Here is a 20,491-nt window from a genome sequence, read left to right on the forward strand (position 1 = left end):
GATCTCTTGTCCTTGTTTTATATTCGGCAGCTAGCAGGAATTTAAGCCAAACGGAACGAATGCTATAAAGAATAGGCCGTGATGAAAGGAGTGTTTTTTTTTGCTGGTTGCACAACGTTCAAATGGCCAAACGATTTCTCTATTGGATGGCTGGACGCGGCAAAAGCTCAAGCGACTGAAGGAAGAAGAAACTTTTGTTTGTCCCGGATGCCAAAAAGAGGTGATTCTAAAGCTGGGTACAAAGAAGCTGCCGCATTTTGCCCATAAAAGAGAAACGAAATGTCCGTTTGATCATGAGACAGAATCGTCGTATCATGCTTCTGGAAAACGGGATTTGTTTACGTGGCTGCAAAAACAAGCACCCGATGTCCAGCTAGAGCCCTACTTTCTTACGATTCAACAGCGTCCAGATCTTTATGTGAACATCCAAGGCCGGCCGTATGTGTTCGAATATCAATGCTCGGTCATAAGCGAAGCACAATTTCAAAAGCGCAATAATGGCTACAAAAAAACGGGTATGCAGCCCATTTGGATATTGGGAGCACACCAGCTTCAACGACTATCCGCTTTTCATTTTAAGCTTTCTAGGTTTCAATGGCTATTCACACAGTACGTGTCCTCCATTTCCCCGCAGCCCTTGCTTTTCTATTACTGTCCTCAGACAAAGAAGCTGATCCGCCTCGTTCGTCTCGTTCCTTTTTCGACCTATCATGCTTTTTCTGTTCCCATCATTCAAAAGATTGATCATGTTCGTATCCATGATTTTTTTACCTATCCGCAAATTTCGTTGCCGTCCTCCTTTTGGCGAACATGGCTCATGCAAAAAACAAAATGGCGCCAAACCTTTACGTTCTATCCTTCCACGGTGACGAGGGCAGTCTGTGCGGATTTCTATTTGCACCACCCTCCATCTTTATTTCCTTGTGAAGCAGGGTGGCCGCTGCAATTTGGCTATTTATTTGAAAGTCCTCCATTTATTTGGCAGACCTATATTTTACTTTTTATAAACAGTTCCAACCGAACGTATTCGCTTGCGGAGATTTATAACTGGATAAAGAAAAAAATTGCAGAACGCAAGCTATTTGTACGTGCGCTTCCATTGGCACAAGCATACCCTTACACAAGGGCGATATATGAGTATATCCAGCGGCTGGAACAGCTCGGCTATGTTCGATGGATGACCAAAACGTCCATTCAGCGCATCCAAAACTGGACGTTTCCGGCGACGATAGAAGAAGCACTGGCCAATGATCGCTCATTGCTTGAGCAAATAAAAAGAACGTCGCTGTCATATAATGATTGGAGGGAATTTTAAAAAGAAAGAGAATACTACTATAATGTAATGTTTGATAAAGGAGGACAATTTGCATATGACTGAAAAGCAAGCGGTAAAATCATTGCCAAAGCGCAATGAAATTCCTATCGAGGAAACGTGGCGGCTTGAAGATATTTTTCCAAGCGATGAGGCATGGGAGCAAGAATTTCAAGAAGTCAAAAAAATGCTGCCCAAGCTCGCTGATTATCAAGGGCGTCTAGGAGAATCCGCCGATGTTTTCTATGAGGCGCTGCAATATCAGGATCATTTGTCGCTGCGTCTTGACAAGCTGTATACGTATGCGCATATGCGCTACGACCAAGATACCACCAACTCTTTTTACCAAAGCTTAAATGATCGGATTAAGGGGCTTTATAGCGAAGCATCAAGCGCAATGGCTTTTATCGTGCCAGAAATTTTGGCGATTGATGAGGCGAAAGTGAAGTCATTTCTTAAGGAAAAAGAGGAACTTAAGCTTTATGAACATGCTTTAGATGAAATTAACCGACAGCGGCCGCATGTGCTGAGCGCAAAGGAAGAGGCGTTGCTTGCTCAAGCGGCGGAGGTGATGGCCTCATCAAGCAATACATTTGGGATGCTAAATAACGCCGATTTAAAATTCCCGGCCATTATTGACGAAAATGGGGAAGAAGTTGAAGTGACGCACGGACGTTACATACGCTTTCTTGAAAGTGAAGATCGCCGCGTTCGCCGTGATGCGTTTAAAGCTGTGTATAAAACATACGGAAAATATAAAAACACTTTTGCCAGCACGCTTAGTGGCGCAGTGAAAAAAGATAACTTTTTTGCCCGCGTGCGCCAGTATCAATCTGCGCGTCAAGCGGCTTTAAGCAGCAATAATATTCCGGAGAGCGTTTATGATAATCTTGTGGAGACTGTAAATAAAAATTTGGATTTGCTGCACCGATATGTTCGATTACGCAAAAAAGCTCTAGGGCTTGAGGAACTTCATATGTACGATTTGTATACTCCTCTGGTGAAAAATGTAAAAATGGAAGTGACATATGAAGAAGCAAAGCAGTATCTACTAAAAGGACTAGCTCCACTTGGCGAAGAATATGTAAGCATCGTGAAAGAAGGATTGGAAAATCGTTGGGTTGACGTGCGTGAAAATGTAGGAAAAAGAAGTGGAGCTTATTCTTCAGGAGCTTATGGAACCAATCCATATATTTTGCTGAACTGGCAGGATAATGTCAATAATTTATTTACGCTTGCCCATGAGTTTGGCCATTCTGTCCACAGCTATTATACGCGGAAAACGCAGCCATATCCATATGGCAGCTACTCGATTTTCGTAGCGGAAGTCGCTTCGACATGCAATGAAGCATTGCTCAATGATTATTTGCTAAAAACGATTGAAGAGGAAGACAAACGGTTGTATTTGCTCAATCATTATTTGGAAGGTTTTCGCGGCACTGTATTTCGGCAAACGATGTTTGCTGAGTTTGAGCATATGGTTCATGTAAAAGCCCAACAGGGAGAAGCGTTAACAGCCGAATCACTGACATCTATGTATTATGAGCTCAATAAAAAATATTTTGGAAGCGATGTGGTTGTTGATGAGGAAATCGGTTTAGAATGGGCGCGAATTCCGCATTTTTACTACAATTATTATGTATATCAATATGCGACAGGCTTTAGTGCGGCTACAGCGTTGAGCAAGCAAATTTTAGAAGAAGGAGAGCCGGCTGTTCAACGGTACGTTGAGTTTTTAAAAGCCGGCAGCTCTGATTATCCGATTGAGGTGCTGAAGAAGGCTGGAGTGGATATGGCGACAGCTAAGCCAATCGAGGAAGCGTGCCAAGTGTTCGCGCAAAAACTGGAAGAGATGGAACAGCTGCTGTCGTAAATAAAAAACGAATGTGGGGATTACCACATTCGTTTTTTTTGAAATCCTTTAAAACGGTTGCGGTTGTTAAATGTCCATAATGCGAATAAAATCGAAAGAAACAAAAGAGGCATCGTAATGAATAAAGGCATGACGTGCATTAAGCCGAATAAATTCAAAAGAAAGGCAATCAACACTATCAACATCCAAAAAATGAGCGTGATTCGTTTCATTGTTCCCTCCATTTCTAGCTGTTTTATATTCATTGTATGATGATGGTCCGGTTTAACATGCCTTGCTTAAGGATTTATGACAAAATCGTGAACAAATAAACAAAACAGTTGTCAAAAAAAACGATCACTGATATGATAATTACGTGAATAAAATCACAAATAACCTTATACCCCTTTGTTTGACCGTGAAAATTTTCTCCCATCCCCTTTGTTGTCTTAATGACAATAAAAAGACAAAAGACCCGGCCTGCGCTGGGTCTTTCGTCTTTTTATGTGTAAAAGGAAATTATTTGGTCGAAAGATACCTCCAAAAAGTTCCGTACTTTACGGGAACTTTTTCAATTTTTTGCTTGAGTTGCAGCTTTTTCATTTCCTTTTCGACCTCTTGTATATCAAGATCATACACAACGGCGATTTCTTTTGTGGCAACAAATCTAAAATGGTTTAAAAAGGCTTCAAGTGGGGGTGGCGGTGATGGCTCTGGACAGAATCCCAGCATTTCATGAATCAACTCCACATAAATGCTATATGGATAGCATCCAGAAATTTTAATGCCCTCTTCTTCAATATTTTCGTTAAAAAAGACGAGTGTGGGAACTTCTTGGACATCCATTTCTGATGTAATTTTTAAGTCGCATTGAAATGCTTTCGCGGCACTGTTAGAATGAAGGTCCTTCATAAATTCATTAACATCCAGCTCGACATTTTTCGCACACTCCAACAAAACATTAATATCAGCAATATTTTGTTTTTCTAAAAACAGGAGTTCTTGGAGCTTGCGCAAAAAGCGCATGCCAGCCCGTTTTCCTTGTAGTTCCGCCGCTTTAATGGCAATCGAAGCGGAATAGGGAGTGTCTATAGGGTTTTCAAACCATAGGCTTCCATCACAAGACATGCCGGAGCGGCTGGCCGTGCGTTCCCACGTATGAGCAATCACTTCAAATTTTTGTTTTTTACAGATGTTCAATGTTGCCAGTCTTCCGCTTAGCACATGCTTTAAGGTAAAAAATCGTCCATATTCAATGAAAAGCTTTTTGATAATGGGCTCAAGCGCCCAGCATTCCGGACAAAGAGGATCGATAAATAAATAAATTTCCAAAGGCTTTTTCTCACCACTACAATGCTGAAAAGCGAATGGAAAGTTGGATACGATGCCAGCTACCTTTTCATTCAAAGGAATGCTCCTCTCTATCTTGTTCTGGAGTGTTAATCATATGGTGAGCAGTCAGTACAAGGCGATGATAAAATTCTTCACGCACTTGTCCGGATAAGCCGACTTCGTCCATCGCTTCTCTCATACAGGCCAGCCATGCTTTGGCCCGAGTCGGAGTGATTTCAAACGGCAAATGGCGGGCTCGAAGCATTGGATGGCCGTGTTCTTCTGTATAGAGGGGCGGACCTCCTAAATATTGAGTTAAAAATTGTTTTTGTTTTCTGGCTGTTTCCGTTAAATCAGCCGGGAAAATAGGTTGTAAGTCAGGATGTTTAGCAACACGGCTGTAAAACGCATCAACGAGCTTTGCAATCATTGGTTCCCCGCCAATCGATTCATACGGTGTTCTCGAGTGTTCCGCCATCATTGATAACTCCTTTAAAACAAATATCATGTATTGCTATTTTAACAATGAAGTCCATATATCTCAAACAAAGCGACTTAGCGGTCGCACTCTAAACAAAGGATTTTTTACGAATAGTATATGTTTAGTACTTTTTGTACATACGACCTTGTTTCACGAAATGGAGGAACTCCTCCGTATTTGTCAACGTTCCCCGGTCCTGCATTATAAGCGGCGAGGGCAAGCTCAAGATTGCCATTGTAACGGTCTAATAGCTGACGTAAATACTTTGTTCCTCCTTCTATATTTTGAACGGGATCGAATGCATCAGCTACCCCAAGCATTTTCGCTGTGCTCGGCATTAACTGCATAAGCCCGGCGGCGCCAGCATGGCTTTTCGCATCAGGACGGAACCCGGATTCTTGACGAATAACCGCACGAATCAGTTTAGGATCCACACCATATTTTTCAGCGGTTTGTTGAATGATTTCCTCTATACGGCTGTTTGAAGGAGCGGCTTGATTGGCTGGAGCAGCTGCTAACGTGCGGAGCGGCAGAGCGGTCAGAGATTTCAAGGAAGTCTCCTCTGTTTGCGGCTGCTTTGATTCTGTCTGCTCAAGCACTTGGGACAACAACGCTTGAAACGGCGTTCCCATTTCCGTGAAAGGATCAGCTGTAGTTGAAGTGTTGGTAGAAAATGAACGCAACGCTTGAAGCTCCATCCACATTTTGATTTGTTGAATGTTCATGATTGATCCTCAACTCCATATTTTTTAGCATAGAGACGTTTGATCTTGTTTGCACTTGGACGATAGGGAATACGGAAGGAAGCGAGCAATTTCTCGAAGCTGTTTTTTCCTTGTTCCCAGTCATTAACTTCAAATTCCAGCTCGTAATCTTCTGTTTGCAAATAACAGCTATGATCCAACACAAGCATTCCGCCTTCATAAGGAACTTGCGCCCGGTGGGTTGCGAGTGTTCCGAAATGCTGCAATTGTTCTGCTGCTATCCCCATGTCTTTTAAAAGGCTTTTCATTTCTCCTTCCATCATTGCCGGATTGTTTAATATGGACTGCGCTTTTTCTTTTGTAAGTGCTTCATGAGTTTCCAACAATCCTTGTTCGATTGTTTGCTTTAACGTCAGTGTATATGTATCGTTTTTGACTCGAATGCGCAATGCCGCTCCTTGTCCTTTTAAGGAAAATTCCGGCGTGTCAAAATAATGATTTTCCTGATAAACAAACTGGTCATCCCTAATGAAAAAAAAATGCTTAAGGCGATTGAACTCTTCTTGCGTCAGCAAGTTTTTAAACTCCATTTCGATTTCTTGTTTCATCTGCTTTCGTCTCCTTGTACTCTTATCCTTATTATGAAATGTTTCAAACTGAATATCAATGGTTTATTGTGCATAGGTGTATTATGGTAAAATAAAAGTTGGATTGGATTGTTGCAGTGGAAGGAGACGGTATGATGAGGAAAAAGATAATGATTCAACAAGTAGAAAAACGCAATGAACAACTATGGCTGTTGGCTGAAGAACCGCCGTTTTCGCTGGAGAATGCGGCGCCGAAACGCTATATGCTTGTGGATTCTGATCTTTTATCATTTGTTTATATAATTGAAGCGGGAGATGAATTTATCTATATAGCCATTCCCCAGCCAGTCTGGCCGGAAGTAAAACAGGCATTGCACCAGCCGCTTTCTGTTTTTCTCCAATGCGGTGCTGCCAAAATGGAATTGCCTGGTTTCCAGGAAGAATTGGCTTATTTAGTTGACAATATTGAAGGAAATGCAAACTATGGTGAAGAGATGGAGAAGGCCGTAAAAGACGTATTTCTTACATAATGCTTGGTGGTGGTTATATGGTAAAGCATTGGGACTTATTTCTCGCCCCTTATAAACAAGCAGTAGAAGAGTTAAAAGTGAAATTAAAAGGAATGCGGACACAATTTGAAATGCAAGGTGTTCCTTCACCGATTGAATTTGTGACTGGAAGAGTCAAGCCGATCGCGAGCATTCTTGATAAAGCTCAAAAGAAAAATATCCCTCTCGATAAGTTGGAAGAGGAAATGCAGGATATTGCCGGACTGAGAATGATGTGTCAATTTGTGGATGACATAAAAATCGTGGTGGAGCTGCTGCGGCAGCGCAACGATTTTGAAATCGTGGAGGAGCGTGATTATATCACGCAAAAAAAAGAAAGCGGCTATCGCTCTTACCACGTTGTTGTTCGCTATCCTGTACAAATGATCCATGGTGAAAAGAAGATTTTGGTAGAAATTCAGATTCGAACGTTGGCTATGAATTTTTGGGCGACAATTGAGCATTCTTTAAATTATAAATATAGCGGGCGTTTTCCGGAAGAGATTAAAGCACGTCTGCAGCGCACGGCAGAGGCTGCTTATTTGTTGGATGAGGAAATGTCGAAAATCCGGTTTGAGATTCAGGAGGCGCAAGCGGTGTTTTCCCGAAAACAAGAAGCAAAAGGGGAAGAACGATGAAGAAAAAACAAGAGGATATGAAATTTGCCATCACCTCTAAAGGAGATGCCATATCTAATGCGCTAACACAAAAAATGAAAAGCTACTTGTTGGATTTTGGACTTGAATATGATGAAAATCAGCCCGATATTGTCATTTCCGTTGGCGGTGATGGGACGCTGCTTTATGCATTTCATCGGTACTGCCGCCGCCTTGATAAAACGGCATTTGTTGGCGTGCATACAGGCCACTTGGGCTTTTACGCAGATTGGGTGCCTGAAGAAATTGAAAAACTTGTGATTGCCATTGCGAAAACTCCTTATCAAGTGGTCGAATACCCATTGCTTGAGGTGATTATCCGTTACGTTAATGGCGGGCGGGAGGCAAGATATTTGGCGCTGAATGAATGCACGGTAAAAAGTGTCACGGGAACGCTTGTTATGGATGTAGAAATAAAGGGTGACCTTTTTGAAACGTTTCGCGGAGATGGGCTTTGCATTTCGACCCCGACTGGAAGTACGGCATACAATAAAGCGTTAGGAGGAGCCATTTTGCATCCATCGCTGGAAGCGATTCAATTGGCGGAAATGGCATCCATTAACAATCGTGTGTTCCGGACGATTGGTTCGCCGCTTGTTTTGCCAGCGCACCATACATGTATGTTGAAGCCGGTCAATTACAGCGATTTTCAAATTTCAATTGACCATCTATCGCTGCTTCATAAAGAGGTAAAATCCATTCAATGCCGTGTAGCCGATGAAAAGGTTCGCTTTGCGCGTTTTCGTCCGTTTCCGTTTTGGAAACGGGTCCGCGATTCATTTATTACCGACTAAACATGTGAAAGAAAGGGTAAACAGCATTGACGTACTTTTCATTGCAATGGACGATTACACAACAAGCAGATGGAAAGCTTATTCGCGATTTTTTGAAAGAACAACACATTTCGCGGACTGCATTAACCGATATTAAGTTTCATGGCGGCGCTATTGAAGTTGATGGAAACCCTGTCACTGTCCGTCATCTCCTTCGGTGCGGTGAGACATTGTTTGTGCGTTTTCCTCCAGAAGAACGAAGTGCAGATATGATAGCAGAACCTCTATCCCTTGATGTGGTGTATGAGGATGAATATTTGTTAGTGGTTAATAAGCCGCCTTACATGCCAACCATCCCATCTCGTGAACATCCAAGAGGCACGTTGGCGAACGCTTTACTGCATCATTACGACAAACAAAATCTATCTTCGACGGTGCACATTGTGACGCGGCTGGACCGTGATACTTCAGGGCTGGTGCTTGTGGCCAAGCACCGCCATGTCCACCACTTATTGTCCGAATTGCAGAAGAAAGGGTATGTAAAGCGAAAATATGAAGCTCTTTGCCATAACGTAGTGGAAGATGAGAGAGGAACGATCACTGCGCCGATTGGCCGAAAAGGAGACAGCATTATTGAGAGGGAGGTCTGTGAAGACGGACAACGGGCGATCACACATTTTCATGTTTTGCGGCGCTTCCGGCATTATACGCATGTATCATTGGAGCTTGAAACAGGACGAACCCATCAAATTCGTGTTCATCTGGCTTATTTAGGTCATCCGCTTTTAGGCGATGAATTATATGGAGGGAGCCGCGAAAAAATAAATCGCCAAGCGCTGCATAGCACGGAGCTGTCTTTTTTTCATCCGTTTCACCAGCAAATGAAGCGGTTTCGTTGTCCGCTTCCCCATGATATGAACCGGTTGATTGAAGAGGGCGCTGCTGCACAGTAGCGCCCTCTTTTAGTTGAATTCTTTAAATTTTTCTGGAATATACGGCAAAGTAGAGGGAACGGAAACCGTTTCGATTTCTGGATAGCGCAATGCTGTTAGCGCTCCTCCGAATACGCATCCTGTATCAATATTTGCTGTTCGATTGAGGATGCGCGGCTTTCTAACAGGAGTATGACCATAGACGATCCATGCGTCTCCACTATAATATTTGGCCCAATCTCGGCGAAGCGGTGTTCCGTCCGGATTCGTTTCCCCAGTGATATCTCCGTATAACACAAATGTTTTGACCTTTTGATTGTACTTGCCAATATAATCTTGACGAATGCCGGCGTGAGCGATAACCAAACGATTGTTGTCGAGGCGAGCATATAAAGGGGCATGCTCGTAAAGCCAAATAAACTTTTTCTTCATGAGGTTCTGTTCGCTTAAAGGGAGAGCGACATATTCAGCTACGGTCGTTTCTAAGCCGTGCGTGATTTGTACGTTTCGTCCGAGGAAAAAGCGGTACAGCTTATTGCAATGATTTCCGGGGACATAATGAGCCAGCCCGTTTTTCACAAGTGAAAATACAGTTTCGATGGTTTGTAAAGATTGTGGTCCGCGATCGGTCAAATCGCCGACAAATCCCAGCTTTCTTCCTCTCGGGTGAATCGGCATGCCGTTTATCCACTCATATCCTAGCTTTTTTGTCAGAGCAACTAGCTCCGTGTAACAACCATGAATATCTCCGATAATATCGATTTTCATCCGTTCCCCTTCTTTCCATTTCAATCATGAGTTAAAGCCAATGGTTTCTGCATGAGCGACGGCCGGAGACAATCGGCAGATTTGTTTTGTCATGTCCCGCGCGAAAAGGGATTAAACAGCATCGCTTTCAGGCTAATGGGCGAGTTTGTAAGGCGGTTGGTTATTCGATGATCTGGCCGTCCAAAATGATCCGATTTCTAGATGCAAACCTGTTCAGTGACACCTTTTATATTGTATGACCTTTTGGCAGGGAATAAACAAAGAAGCCGCAAGCTTGCGACTTTAGCAGATTGATCCATGCTGTGTCGCTTGCCTCGCTCATCCGCCTGTGAGGGTGCGTCTTAAGCATGTTGAAAATAGGATAAGGTGAAAAAACACAAGGAATGGGTGCTTAAAATGACAGTAGACAAAGTCAAAGAGGACTTTGTCTACCCCATCAAGGTTATTCTTCGGACGAAAACATAAATTTTTTCGTGCGGGAACGCACGTTTAAGACGATGCCAATGGCCAGCATGTAAGTGGCCAGCGAGCTTCCTCCATAGCTGATAAATGGAAGCGGCAATCCTGTAATCGGCAGCAATCCGATGGTCATGCCAATATTCTGAAAGACTTGAAACGTAATCATGCCGATGACCCCTGTGCATAAATAACTGCCATATAAATCATGGCTTTCAAGAGCAATGTGAACCATCCGGTATACAAGCAGGAAAAAGAGCGAGATCACAATGCTTGCGCCAATGAACCCAAACTGCTCAGCGATAATGCCAAAAATGAAATCCGTGTGCGCTTCCGGCAAATATACATCCAAATTTCCAAACCCTTTTCCGTACATTTCTCCTGATCCGATCGCAAGAAGAGAGCGAATGAGCTGAAACCCTTGCTCATTGGAGTATTCATATGGAGCAAGCCAGCCGTAAAAGCGATCTAATTGATAATCTTTCAAAATATATTTATGGAAAAAATCAGGAAATTGAAAGAAAATAAAAATGAGAATGCCGGCAATAGAGAGGCCGCTAAAAATAATCCCCAAAATAATGCGCCAGCGAATGCCCGATACGAGCACAAGGGAGGCGACAATCGCCATAAACACCATCGACATGCCTAAGTCTGGCTGTCTAATAAGCAGAAATAAAGGCGGCGCGGTGGCGAGGAGGGTTTTCCCTAGTAGTTGAAAATCCTCCTTTACCGTTGGTTCCGGATATTTTTCGCGATGATTCATAATAATACGGCTTATGACAATAATCATAAAAATTTTCATTAATTCGGACGGCTGAAAGTTACCGGCACCAGGGATGTGGTACCAGCTTGTTGCTCCTTTGAGGGTCACCGTTCCGGGAACATTGAACTCAAGACCGAGCAGAAGCAGCATTCCAAATCCGTACAGGTACCAAGCTAAGTGAAAGAGGCGGTCATAGTCAATAATTAGCGTAGCCGCAATGACAAAGGCTCCGATGACATACCACTGCAGCTGCTTCAATGAAAAATTTACCGATTGCAGCTTTTCAGGGAGCGACGGTTCTGCGCTCTGGATGGCAATCGCGCTGACAATCGCCATTAAAAATAGCACAAACAACAAATTATAATCTAACTTTGATTGCGATAATTTATCTTGTTCCATCGTTTTTTCAACTCCGTGTTAAAAACTTACCATATCCATATTAGCTAATTCTATTATTTTTGCAAAGGGAAGTGCGTAAATCAAGCGGAAAAAATTTGTCGATTCTTTTTTTTCGAGAAAATTATTATTTTGTCGAGCTATTTTTTTTGTTATAATGAAATTAATACTTGGTACTAATAACAAATAATAAAAATAAAAGCTATGATCATTAGGAGGATGGCGAATGACGTTATCATTAAAAGGTCGCACATATGTCGTGATGGGAGTGGCGAATAAACGAAGCATTGCGTGGGGAATTGCCCGTTCGCTTCACGCAGCAGGCGCCCGGCTGATTTTTACCTATGCGGGAGAGCGTTTTGAGGCGGAAGTGCGCAAATTAGTTGAAACGCTTGAAGATGAGACCGCTTTGTTGCTTCCTTGCGATGTGACAAATGATGAGGACATTGTCAAATGCTTTGCAGACATCAAAGAAAAAGTGGGTGTCATCCACGGAGTAGCGCATTGCATTGCATTTGCCAACAAAGAAGATTTAAGCGGCGAATACATGAATGTAAGCCGTGAAGGATTTTTGTTAGCGCATAATATTAGCGCTTATTCATTAACGGCTGTCGCAAGAGAAGCAAAAGCGCTTATGACTGAAGGCGGAAGCATTGTTACGTTGACGTATCTTGGCGGCGAGCGCGTTGTACAAAACTATAATATCATGGGTGTTGCCAAAGCTTCATTAGATGCGAGTGTCAAATATTTAGCGAACGATTTAGGCCAATACGGCATTCGTGTCAACGCGATCTCTGCTGGGCCGATTCGCACATTATCAGCAAAAGGGGTCAGCGATTTCAACTCTATTTTAAAAGAAATCGAAGAGAAAGCCCCGCTTCGCCGGACAACAACACAAGAGGAAGTAGGAGATGCGGCGCTGTTTTTGTTCAGCGATTTGTCTCGCGGTGTTACCGGCGAATGCATTCATGTCGATTCCGGCTATCATATTTTGGCCCGTTAATATCATGGCTTTTTCAAAAAAACGGGATGGAGCGGCATATATAGATACGGATGCCTCCACCCTTTGTTCCTGAGTGGGGATTTCAACGGTCGGGCGGTCGAACAATACCGCTTCCAGACAAATTCGTTTACCTGAAAGCGGCTGGTTGTTCGGCGTCCTGTCCTCTTATAATTATGGATCCATAGCCCCATAGCAACAAGCTTATAAATTGATGAAAAAACGACGAAAGATGGGGTATATGAGAAAGTCCATCTGCAATCGAAACGATGGATGCTGCAAGAAGGCAATCGCATAGGAAATCCAAAGCAGTCTGTGGGTGATATCCGCGGGCTGCTTCTTTTTTTGATAAACGTAACAAGGAAAGCAATGGACGACAGAAGATCTCCATGACATTCTGGGAAGCGGTGTCGTTCGTCCACCCAACCGCGGAAAAGGTTCAAACTCCAATATTCACATCACAAATGGCAGCGATAGAACCAAACAAGCAGTTTGGTCATTTTTTATTTTATGAAATCTGCTTTGTCACGCTCGGGCATTTCTTGTTTGCGAGTGTACTTTTGCCTAGAGAAAGCATACATTATGTTGTAGAACATTTTGAATAAAGGGGGAAAGCCGATGAAACAAAGCGTTCCGAACGAGCCGCTTCTCTATATTGTCCAACCAAATTTAGAACCAAAGGTTTCATATATGCAGCAGTCCTTTCAAGCCAAAAAGCCTCGATCATCTCAGCAGACAGGAATAGCAGAATGGGGGGAGGATGCGCAGAAACAAGGAAAACAGAAGCAATTTCAAGAAATGACATTGGAAGAGCAAATTCAATTTCTTGTGAAGCTACCTAACCAAATGTCACGGATCAAATGCCACCTTGTTACGAGAAAAGGGGAATATAAAGGCTTTATTTTGGAGTATCGAAACGGTCATGTGAAATTTCAAACGGACCGAGGAAACAAATTTACCATTCCATTTAACCAAATTGATTCTGTAACCTTAATCGGGTTTAGCAAAGATGCATAAGATGAAAATTGCGAAGAAATCGCCTCTGTCAGCTTAACAGCTGATAGGGGCATTTTTTATAAAGAAGAGCTTGCGTTCTTTTGTTAAAGGGAGAGCGGTAACGGCTGCTCAGAGGAAAAAATGTTTCCCTTTGTTATATTTGTCTATACCTTATTCCTAAGGCGGCATACCTTATAGTAGGTTTCAGGCGGATGCCTCATCGCTGTCAAAAGAGGTGATCCTCTGTTTCTGAGTGGCCTCTCTCATTCGTTGGCTCAATAAAGTGAAAAGATCGAGAATAGGAGTTTAGGACATGAAGACAAAAAGGAAAAGAGAGAGCGTCATCCATTATACGGGTTTCTATAATAACTGCCATTTTGAAGGTCAAGCGAACAGGTTCGAGAAAAAAGCAGCCGGATGGTCTTGACGGTCATAGACTCTTCTTCAGCACAAAAATCGGTAACTACGAACCGGACAACGAACGGTTTAGCGAAATATCAGTCTGAAAGCAAGGGGTCTTGGACATTCGGCCGTTGGACAACAGCATATGCTCCATATGAAAAGAGGAGGCTTCTATCTAGTGCATGAGCATGTTCCATGGAACGCTGGGTTTTTATTCAAAGAATGGAGACACTTTTGCAACAAATGCAGGAGAATCGTTTATAAAGGCTGTCTTCATTCAGTTAATGATGTGAATCGCTTTATATGGCAAGAGGAGGGATCGTGTGGAGAAGAGTGGAATCGGGCCGTGGGTGGTCAGTGAACTAGATCATGAATTTTATGTACCTGATTATATCGAGCAAATAGCGCAAGAGGTGCTGCAAAGCTACGATTTGTCTGTACAGAGCCGTCAGGTTGTGACGACAAAGCCGGATAAAGGGGGAGCTATTTGGAAGCTAGAGACAAAATCAGGCCCCAAAAGTCTAAAGTTATTGCATCGCCGACCGACTAGAAGTTTGTTTAGTTTAGGCGCCCAAGAGTATTTAGTGAATGTGAAGAAAGCAAGGGTGCCAGCCATTATCCAGACAAAGGATGGACAAAATTATGTGGAAGTGGGGGGAAAGTTATGGTTTGTGGCTGAGTGGATTGAACCACTGGCGCCCGTTTCTAAAGATTTAGAAGGAGCAAAGCAGCTATGCTACGCTCTTGGCGAGTTTCATCACTTAAGCAAAGGCTACGTTCCGCCACAGCAGGCAGAAGTCGCTTCCAGACTGCATAAGTGGCCGAAAAGCTATAAAAAAATGATTGAAAAAATGGAATGGTTTCGGACCATTGCTACGGCTTATCAAGAGATGCCGGCGAGTCCGCATTTATTAAATACTGTCGACGAGTTTAAAGAGCAGGCAAAAAGAGGATTTGACAGACTAAATCAATCTCATTATTTTGAGCTGGCGGCGAAGGGAAACGAGTATTGGGGGCTTGTCCATCAGGACTATGGCTGGTCCAATGGTCAAATGGGAGCCGAAGGAATGTGGATTATTGACTTGGACGGTGTTGCTTTTGATCTCCCAATTCGTGATTTAAGAAAGCTGATTAGCGGCACAATGGCTGACTTATATCGCTGGGATGCGCAATGGATGAGGGAAATGATCCGATCATACCATGAAGCAAATCCAATCTCGGCTGAGCTATATGAAATTTTAATGATTGATTTGTCCATGCCGAATGAATTTTATAAAAATATAAAAGAAGTTGTATATGAGCCGGAACTATTTCTAAACGAAGAAACGACCCAGCTGATCCAAACGATTGTTGATACGGATCAATCGAAATGGCCTGTTTTAGAAGAGATTCAACATGATTGGGAAAAAGGGGGATACGAATGAAAGTTTTAATGATTTGCACGGAAAAACTTCCTGTTCCCCCAGTATTAGGCGGAGCGATCCAAACTTATATTGAGGGAATTCTTCCGTTTTTAAAAAAAGAGCATGATATTACGGTATTAGGCGTGAGCGATCCATCTCTGCCAGATGAAGAAACGCTGGACGGCATTCATTATGTGCGAGTTCCGGGAAAAGTGTTTGAGATTTATCGGGAAAGTGTTGTTCGCTACATTGAAGCACATCCATTTGATCTGATCCATATTTTTAACCGCCCGCGTCTTGTCCTTCCTGTCAGGCAGGCAGCTCCGTTAGCGAAAATTACACTAAGCATGCATAACGATATGTTTCATCCTGAAAAAATGGATCCTCAAGAAGCAGAGAACGTTATACAAGAAGTATCCAATATTGTTACGGTCAGCGATTATGTTGGAAATGTAATTAGCGACCTTTACCCACAAGCGGCTGCCAAGGTGCGCACAATTTATTCCGGGGTGGATACGAATCGGTTTTTACCAGGCCACCATCCGAAAATGCAGAAAATACGCCAGGAAATCCGCCGAGCTAACGGCTTGGAAAATAAAACGGTGATTTTATTTGCCGGAAGACTCTCTCGCAATAAAGGGGTCGATCAATTAGTGAGGGCGCTTCCAGAGCTAGCAAAAAAATTTAAAGATCTTGCCTTAGTGATCATTGGAAGCAGATGGTTTAGCCAAAATGATGTAAATGATTATATTGCTTATGTACGCGCATTGGCAAAAAGACTTCCAGTGCCCGTTGTCACAACCGGCTTTGTTGCTCCAGATGAAATTCAAAATTGGTTTGCGGCTGCTGATCTCTTTGTTTGTACATCCCAATGGCAGGAGCCCTTGGCTCGAGTGCATTATGAAGCGATGGCTGCTGGCCTTCCAATTGTAACGACTGCTCGAGGAGGCAATTCCGAAGTGATCGTGCCAAGAGAAAACGGTCTTGTTGTAGAAAATCCGGAAGATCCGAACGAGTTTGTTGCTCAAATTGCGCAAATTATATCAGATCGATCGCTTATGAAGAAAATGGGGGAAAAAGGAAGAGAATTAGCGGTTTCTCGCTATGAATGGAATCGGGTGGCTTCTGAGTTGCTTGATGTTTGGACCCATGCGCAGCAAGCAGAGCACGAACAAACGCACCAAGAATATGCAGTTGAGCCGCTGCAACAACATACAGCGGTTGAACTGGAGGAAGCAGACTTAAATCAAGAGGAAAGCAAAACTGAACAGAAGAACAAAAGGAAAGAAAAGGGAAGAAAGCGGAAAGGAACGTTACAAGCGGACCGTCCAGCAAAGCAAGAACAAAACTCAACTGGTGAGCATGTAAGTGCAAGCGAACCGAAAAGGAAGAAAACGCTTGAAGAAAAACAACCTAATTCGCCGGCTGCTGCGAATCACAAATCTTTAGTGTTATCGTCCTCTTCTTATGAGCTTCCTGTATTTCCTCGCAGGAAAGGGAAAGGAAGCAATGACAAACCGTTTCGCGCTTTTATCATTGGCAAATGAAAAGAGAAAGGATGCTCCGATGAGGGGCATCCTTTCTTGATGATTTCATGAGGCAAGACGAATCTTTCCTATTTACACTCTGTTAAGAGGCGGGTGGCTTTTTGATGGATTATTAAAAGAGAAGCATTCGCTAATGAAGGCAATGGTTTGTAAACGCTTCTTCATATATCGCCGCAAAGCGCTGGGCGACATGCCGAAATTGAAACTGTCTTTCCACCTCCTCCCTGCCGATGCGCGCCATTTCTTGTGCTTTTTCCGGATGAGTGAACATATAATCAATCGCTTTTGAAAAAGCAGTGGCGTCGTGATAATGATTGATGACAAATCCGTTTTCCAGATGACGGATAATTTCCGGATTTCCGCCGCGATTGGTGGTAATAATCGGGATTCCTGCTGCCATTGCTTCATAATGGACACGCGCAAGCGGTTCATGCCATTGTGAGCTGCAAACAAATACATCACCGATTAAAAACATGCGAGGAATTTGCTCAGAGGGAATATAGTTTGTAAATATAATATGGTTTTTAAGCGGAGCAGATAAGCGATGAAGCATGCTTACGTAATCATCCCAAGTGTTTTCGCTAAACCATTTTCCGCCGACAATGACCAATCGTGCATCCGGATGACGCAAAAGGAGATCAGGCATACATTGAATAAGCAAGTGCGGCCCTTTTGTTTTGCTTAACCTTCCGATGAACACGATTACCTTTTGATCATCAATGCCGAATGTTTGGCGAAGCTGGCGGCGAATGCGCTCGCCTTCCTCTGTCCAGATAGGGACATATTTTTCTAAATCGACCCCTGAATAAGCAACACGAATTTTTTGCTCCGGGACATGATATCTCCTAATCACCGTTTGTTTGATATATTCGCTAACTGCGGTAATGAGTGTGCTGCTCTGCAAAGCTTGCTCCGCTTTTTCTTTACATAGTTTGAGTGGAGAAAACATATCGTTATGAAGGCTGAGAACAAATGAGCTTTGTTTGGCGGCTTCTTTATATTTGGCTATATGGGCTGGACGATTAAATACATGAATCACATCAAATGAATGTTTCGCTAGTTCGGCGGCCACATCATGCTCATATGTTTCTTTTGGAAAACGAATATACTCGATTCCATTTCTACATTCTCTTACAGGTAAAAGCGGATCGGTAATGGAAAAAATCGTAAGCTTGTTTGTTTGTGATATAAACGGAGCGATTCCGTCGATCATAAGCTGAATCGCTCCCCCTTTTATGGCAGGGGAAGGCAGCTTTTCTGTACAAATGTAAGCGATATTCATGGCAGGTCCACCTGATAGATGGAACGAATATACTCGATTTCACGTCTTAATCCTTCTTTTAGCGTTATTTTTGGGGAATAATGCAAATCTTGTTCTGCCATTGAAAGATCGGCCCAAGTATGTTTGGGTTCGCCAAGCGCTGAAGGGAAGTAATGTCTGTCGGCCTTTATTCCTGTCAATTCTTCAAGCAAATCAATGACTTCATTAATGGATGCTTTTTCTTTTCCCCCGATATTAAATGTTTTGCCAATGATATGGCGTTTGCCCAAGACTGAAATGGTTCCTGCTATACAATCAGAAATGTAAGTAAAATCACGCGATTGCATTCCATCGCCGAAAATCGTGATCGGTTGCTTCGTTAACAATTGTTTAATAAAGCGATGAAATGACATATCAGGACGCTGCCTTGGACCATAAACAGTAAAGTAGCGTAAAACAACGGTCGGAATTCCGAATGAGGTGTGATATACGCGACATAAATGCTCTCCTGTTAATTTTGTAATACCATAGGGAGAAAGAGGGGCCGTCTCTGCTGTTTCTGAGAGCTTTCCGGTTTTTTCTCCATATACCGAGGAGGTGGAAGCATAAATAAATTGCTTGATAGGCGAATTTTTACATGCTTCCAGCAGCCGTTGAGTCGAAGAAATATTATGAAGAATGTATGCTTCAAACTCCTTTCCCCAGCTTGTGCGAACACCTGGCATCCCTGCTAAATGATAAATGATGTCTACATCTTTTAAGAGAGCCTCTAAATCAATCATGAAAAGGTCTTGGGCAAGCATCGTAAACCTTGGATGCGAACAAAGCGAGTCCATGTTAAAGGATTTTAGATGGATGGGAGTAGGGCCGATAAAGCCATCAATGCCTATGACAATGTTTTGCTCGTCTTCTAATAATTTTTCGCATAAATGAGAGCCGATAAAGCCTGCCGCTCCCGTGACCACGATTTTCATCCACAACCAACTCCTATATATTGTAGTCCCCATTGTTCAATGTCTTGACGTCTGAGGCAATTTCTTGCGTCAAGCACAATGGGGCCGTTCATTCGCGCTTTTATTTCTCGCCAATTTAATTGCCGAAACTCTTGCCAATCAGTGGCGATGATTAAGATATCTGCGCCTTCAACTGCTTCTTGGAGGGTATCGGTTTGCGTTACGTTTGGCTGATGGCTGCTATCTAGCTTCGCTTTCGGATCATAGGCACGGACGATGCAGCCGGCTTCGCTAAGCTTTCGAATAAGGTGTTCTGCAGGAGAGTGGCGAGTATCGTCGGTATTGGGCTTAAAAGCGATTCCTAGAACCGCAATGGTTTGATCAGATAAATGGTTGACTGCTTGTTGCAGCTTTTGAATGTAAAGATCCACTTGAGAATCATTAATTAGCTGAACCGCTTGTAAAAGATGAGGGGTAATCTTTTGGGAATGAGCAACTTGCTCGAGTGATTTTACATCTTTCGGAAAACATGATCCGCCGTACCCAAGTCCTGCTTGCAAAAAATGGGGGCCAATCCGCGGATCATATCCAATGCCTTTGGCGACATCGTGTATATTCGCGCCGACGGCGTCACAGATGCGTGCCATTTCATTTATGAAAGAAATTTTTGTCGCCAAAAAGGCATTAGAAGCGTATTTAATCATTTCTGCCCCTGTGAGGCTTGTAATCACATATGGACAAGAGATCCCGGCATATAAGCTTTTCATAATCGGGAGCGATCGCTGGTCATCCGGACGGAGTCCAATGACAATTTTGTCCGCGTGCAGCATATCGAAGATGGCTGAGCCTTCCCTTAAAAATTCAGGATTTGCAACAATAGAAAATAAATGGTTCGGCACTCCTTTCTCTAATAATTGGATATAGAGCTGTTCGGTTGTTCCAGGAGGCACCGTGCTTTTAATAATAATCGTTTTATAGGAGTCGATATGGAGCGCTAAATGGTCAATGGCTGATTGGATGTAGGTTAAGTCCGTCCGTCCGTCTGTTAAAGAAGGAGTACCGACACAAATGATAACTATAGAAGCGTGTTTGATGCCTAGATCAAGGCCGTTTGTAAAAGTGAGACGGTCGCGATTTTTCTCTATTATTTCTTTTAGATTGGGTTCATAAATCGGAATATATCCGCGGTTTAGCTGCTCGATTTTGTCATGGTTTTGATCGACACAGTATACTTGGTGGCCGAGTTCAGCTAAAACCGCCGCTGTTGTTAATCCGACGTATCCAGTTCCGACAATGCATACATTCATTAGAAACACCCCTTTTTTTAACAAATGAATCTGTTTGGAGCCACAATCGAGAAATTGATGTT

20 protein-coding genes are annotated in these 20,491 nt (G+C 43.0%); 10 read left to right on the plus strand and 10 right to left on the minus strand.

The features are described 5' to 3' along the window. The first annotated feature begins 100 nt into the window (after positions 1 to 100). Both GRQ40_RS04285 and pepF read left to right on the plus strand, forming a co-directional pair. Positions 101 to 1,315, plus strand: coding sequence for a competence protein CoiA (locus GRQ40_RS04285; RefSeq protein ID WP_159719435.1), 1,215 nt, complete (start codon positions 101 to 103; stop codon positions 1,313 to 1,315). Between the two features lie 55 nt (positions 1,316 to 1,370). Beyond that, positions 1,371 to 3,185 carry an oligoendopeptidase F gene (pepF, locus tag GRQ40_RS04290; protein ID WP_159719436.1) on the plus strand — a complete coding sequence of 605 codons (1,815 nt, stop codon included), beginning with the start codon at positions 1,371 to 1,373 and terminating at the stop codon, positions 3,183 to 3,185. A 20-nt stretch (positions 3,186 to 3,205) separates the two neighbouring features. Here the strand turns inward: pepF and GRQ40_RS04295 are convergent, their stop codons facing one another. From GRQ40_RS04295 to GRQ40_RS04315, 5 genes are all read right to left on the minus strand, one after another. Beyond that, positions 3,206 to 3,397: a hypothetical protein gene (locus tag GRQ40_RS04295; protein WP_044745743.1), complete on the minus strand. Its 192-nt coding sequence runs from the start codon at positions 3,395 to 3,397 to the stop codon at positions 3,206 to 3,208. Between the two features lie 286 nt (positions 3,398 to 3,683). Next, the gene (locus GRQ40_RS04300; protein ID WP_044745744.1) at positions 3,684 to 4,571 is read right to left on the minus strand and encodes a ClpXP adapter SpxH family protein; all 888 of its coding nucleotides are present in this window, start codon (positions 4,569 to 4,571) and stop codon (positions 3,684 to 3,686) included. Next, positions 4,564 to 4,974: a globin domain-containing protein gene (locus GRQ40_RS04305; protein WP_044745745.1), complete on the minus strand. Its 411-nt coding sequence runs from the start codon at positions 4,972 to 4,974 to the stop codon at positions 4,564 to 4,566. Before GRQ40_RS04305 ends, GRQ40_RS04300 begins: the two co-directional genes overlap by 8 nt. A gap of 107 nt (positions 4,975 to 5,081) precedes the next feature. Beyond that, on the minus strand, positions 5,082 to 5,702 hold the full coding sequence (locus GRQ40_RS04310) for a lytic transglycosylase domain-containing protein (protein ID WP_159719437.1): 621 nt from the start codon (positions 5,700 to 5,702) through the stop codon (positions 5,082 to 5,084). Next, positions 5,699 to 6,289, minus strand: coding sequence for a CYTH domain-containing protein (locus GRQ40_RS04315; protein ID WP_066148304.1), 591 nt, complete (start codon positions 6,287 to 6,289; stop codon positions 5,699 to 5,701). The genes GRQ40_RS04310 and GRQ40_RS04315 overlap by 4 nt, the downstream gene beginning before the upstream one ends. A gap of 134 nt (positions 6,290 to 6,423) precedes the next feature. Here GRQ40_RS04315 and GRQ40_RS04320 point away from each other — a divergent pair, with 134 nt between their 5' ends. The 4 genes from GRQ40_RS04320 to GRQ40_RS04335 are packed head-to-tail and all read left to right on the plus strand — an operon-like array spanning position 6,424 to position 9,198. Further along, positions 6,424 to 6,798, plus strand: coding sequence for a UPF0738 family protein (locus tag GRQ40_RS04320; protein ID WP_066148305.1), 375 nt, complete (start codon positions 6,424 to 6,426; stop codon positions 6,796 to 6,798). Between the two features lie 17 nt (positions 6,799 to 6,815). After that, positions 6,816 to 7,454 carry a GTP diphosphokinase gene (locus GRQ40_RS04325; protein WP_066148307.1) on the plus strand — a complete coding sequence of 213 codons (639 nt, stop codon included), beginning with the start codon at positions 6,816 to 6,818 and terminating at the stop codon, positions 7,452 to 7,454. A 17-nt stretch (positions 7,455 to 7,471) separates the two neighbouring features. Beyond that, positions 7,472 to 8,266, plus strand: coding sequence for an NAD kinase (locus tag GRQ40_RS04330; protein ID WP_183186680.1), 795 nt, complete (start codon positions 7,472 to 7,474; stop codon positions 8,264 to 8,266). A gap of 26 nt (positions 8,267 to 8,292) precedes the next feature. After that, a complete protein-coding gene (locus tag GRQ40_RS04335; protein WP_066148311.1) occupies positions 8,293 to 9,198 on the plus strand; it encodes an RluA family pseudouridine synthase in 906 nt (301 codons plus the stop codon). Positions 9,199 to 9,207: 9 nt separating this feature from the next. On the opposite strand, the gene prpE is transcribed toward GRQ40_RS04335, so the two are convergent. Both prpE and GRQ40_RS04345 read right to left on the minus strand, forming a co-directional pair. Continuing rightward, a complete protein-coding gene (gene prpE / locus GRQ40_RS04340) occupies positions 9,208 to 9,945 on the minus strand; it encodes a bis(5'-nucleosyl)-tetraphosphatase PrpE (protein WP_159719438.1) in 738 nt (245 codons plus the stop codon). A gap of 442 nt (positions 9,946 to 10,387) precedes the next feature. Continuing rightward, positions 10,388 to 11,563 carry an FtsW/RodA/SpoVE family cell cycle protein gene (locus tag GRQ40_RS04345; RefSeq protein WP_159719439.1) on the minus strand — a complete coding sequence of 392 codons (1,176 nt, stop codon included), beginning with the start codon at positions 11,561 to 11,563 and terminating at the stop codon, positions 10,388 to 10,390. A 223-nt stretch (positions 11,564 to 11,786) separates the two neighbouring features. On the opposite strand from GRQ40_RS04345, the gene fabI reads away from it, so the two are divergent. From fabI to GRQ40_RS04365, 4 genes are all read left to right on the plus strand, one after another. Further along, positions 11,787 to 12,563, plus strand: a complete 777-nt coding sequence (gene fabI, locus GRQ40_RS04350; RefSeq protein ID WP_066148319.1) for an enoyl-ACP reductase FabI — start codon at positions 11,787 to 11,789, stop codon at positions 12,561 to 12,563. A 615-nt stretch (positions 12,564 to 13,178) separates the two neighbouring features. Further along, positions 13,179 to 13,577, plus strand: coding sequence for a CotO family spore coat protein (locus tag GRQ40_RS04355; protein ID WP_066148322.1), 399 nt, complete (start codon positions 13,179 to 13,181; stop codon positions 13,575 to 13,577). A gap of 704 nt (positions 13,578 to 14,281) precedes the next feature. Beyond that, positions 14,282 to 15,382, plus strand: coding sequence for a CotS family spore coat protein (locus tag GRQ40_RS04360; protein WP_159719440.1), 1,101 nt, complete (start codon positions 14,282 to 14,284; stop codon positions 15,380 to 15,382). Further along, positions 15,379 to 16,908 carry a glycosyltransferase family 4 protein gene (locus tag GRQ40_RS04365; protein WP_159719441.1) on the plus strand — a complete coding sequence of 510 codons (1,530 nt, stop codon included), beginning with the start codon at positions 15,379 to 15,381 and terminating at the stop codon, positions 16,906 to 16,908. The genes GRQ40_RS04360 and GRQ40_RS04365 overlap by 4 nt, the downstream gene beginning before the upstream one ends. A 130-nt stretch (positions 16,909 to 17,038) precedes the next feature. On the opposite strand, the gene GRQ40_RS04370 is transcribed toward GRQ40_RS04365, so the two are convergent. Genes GRQ40_RS04370 through GRQ40_RS04380 form a run of 3 tightly spaced genes read right to left on the minus strand, consistent with a single transcriptional unit; the run spans position 17,039 to position 20,429 of the window. Then, the gene (locus GRQ40_RS04370; RefSeq protein WP_066148327.1) at positions 17,039 to 18,190 is read right to left on the minus strand and encodes a glycosyltransferase family 4 protein; all 1,152 of its coding nucleotides are present in this window, start codon (positions 18,188 to 18,190) and stop codon (positions 17,039 to 17,041) included. Then, positions 18,187 to 19,143, minus strand: a complete 957-nt coding sequence (locus tag GRQ40_RS04375) for an NAD-dependent epimerase/dehydratase family protein (protein WP_044744166.1) — start codon at positions 19,141 to 19,143, stop codon at positions 18,187 to 18,189. Before GRQ40_RS04375 ends, GRQ40_RS04370 begins: the two co-directional genes overlap by 4 nt. Beyond that, positions 19,140 to 20,429, minus strand: coding sequence for a UDP-glucose dehydrogenase family protein (locus GRQ40_RS04380; protein ID WP_159719442.1), 1,290 nt, complete (start codon positions 20,427 to 20,429; stop codon positions 19,140 to 19,142). The genes GRQ40_RS04375 and GRQ40_RS04380 overlap by 4 nt, the downstream gene beginning before the upstream one ends. Between the last annotated feature and the right edge of the window lie 62 nt (positions 20,430 to 20,491).

It is taken from the genome of Anoxybacillus sp. PDR2 (assembly GCF_009834045.1).
Taxonomy (GTDB): domain Bacteria; phylum Bacillota; class Bacilli; order Bacillales; family Anoxybacillaceae; genus Anoxybacteroides; species Anoxybacteroides rupiense.

What these genes read in the sequence shown, in the direction of transcription:
- GRQ40_RS04310 (WP_159719437.1), bottom strand. Translation starts at nt 5,702, where the DNA reads ATGAACATTCAACAAATCAAAATGTGGATGGAGCTTCAAGCGTTGCGT.
- GRQ40_RS04355 (WP_066148322.1), top strand. Translation starts at nt 13,179, where the DNA reads ATGAAACAAAGCGTTCCGAACGAGCCGCTTCTCTATATTGTCCAACCA.
- pepF (WP_159719436.1), top strand. Translation starts at nt 1,371, where the DNA reads ATGACTGAAAAGCAAGCGGTAAAATCATTGCCAAAGCGCAATGAAATT.
- GRQ40_RS04370 (WP_066148327.1), bottom strand. Translation starts at nt 18,190, where the DNA reads ATGAATATCGCTTACATTTGTACAGAAAAGCTGCCTTCCCCTGCCATA.
- GRQ40_RS04365 (WP_159719441.1), top strand. Translation starts at nt 15,379, where the DNA reads ATGAAAGTTTTAATGATTTGCACGGAAAAACTTCCTGTTCCCCCAGTA.
- fabI (WP_066148319.1), top strand. Translation starts at nt 11,787, where the DNA reads ATGACGTTATCATTAAAAGGTCGCACATATGTCGTGATGGGAGTGGCG.
- GRQ40_RS04380 (WP_159719442.1), bottom strand. Translation starts at nt 20,429, where the DNA reads ATGAATGTATGCATTGTCGGAACTGGATACGTCGGATTAACAACAGCG.
- GRQ40_RS04375 (WP_044744166.1), bottom strand. Translation starts at nt 19,143, where the DNA reads ATGAAAATCGTGGTCACGGGAGCGGCAGGCTTTATCGGCTCTCATTTA.
- GRQ40_RS04315 (WP_066148304.1), bottom strand. Translation starts at nt 6,289, where the DNA reads ATGAAACAAGAAATCGAAATGGAGTTTAAAAACTTGCTGACGCAAGAA.
- GRQ40_RS04305 (WP_044745745.1), bottom strand. Translation starts at nt 4,974, where the DNA reads ATGGCGGAACACTCGAGAACACCGTATGAATCGATTGGCGGGGAACCA.
- GRQ40_RS04295 (WP_044745743.1), bottom strand. Translation starts at nt 3,397, where the DNA reads ATGAAACGAATCACGCTCATTTTTTGGATGTTGATAGTGTTGATTGCC.
- GRQ40_RS04345 (WP_159719439.1), bottom strand. Translation starts at nt 11,563, where the DNA reads ATGGAACAAGATAAATTATCGCAATCAAAGTTAGATTATAATTTGTTG.
- GRQ40_RS04320 (WP_066148305.1), top strand. Translation starts at nt 6,424, where the DNA reads ATGAGGAAAAAGATAATGATTCAACAAGTAGAAAAACGCAATGAACAA.
- prpE (WP_159719438.1), bottom strand. Translation starts at nt 9,945, where the DNA reads ATGAAAATCGATATTATCGGAGATATTCATGGTTGTTACACGGAGCTA.
- GRQ40_RS04330 (WP_183186680.1), top strand. Translation starts at nt 7,472, where the DNA reads ATGAAATTTGCCATCACCTCTAAAGGAGATGCCATATCTAATGCGCTA.
- GRQ40_RS04325 (WP_066148307.1), top strand. Translation starts at nt 6,816, where the DNA reads ATGGTAAAGCATTGGGACTTATTTCTCGCCCCTTATAAACAAGCAGTA.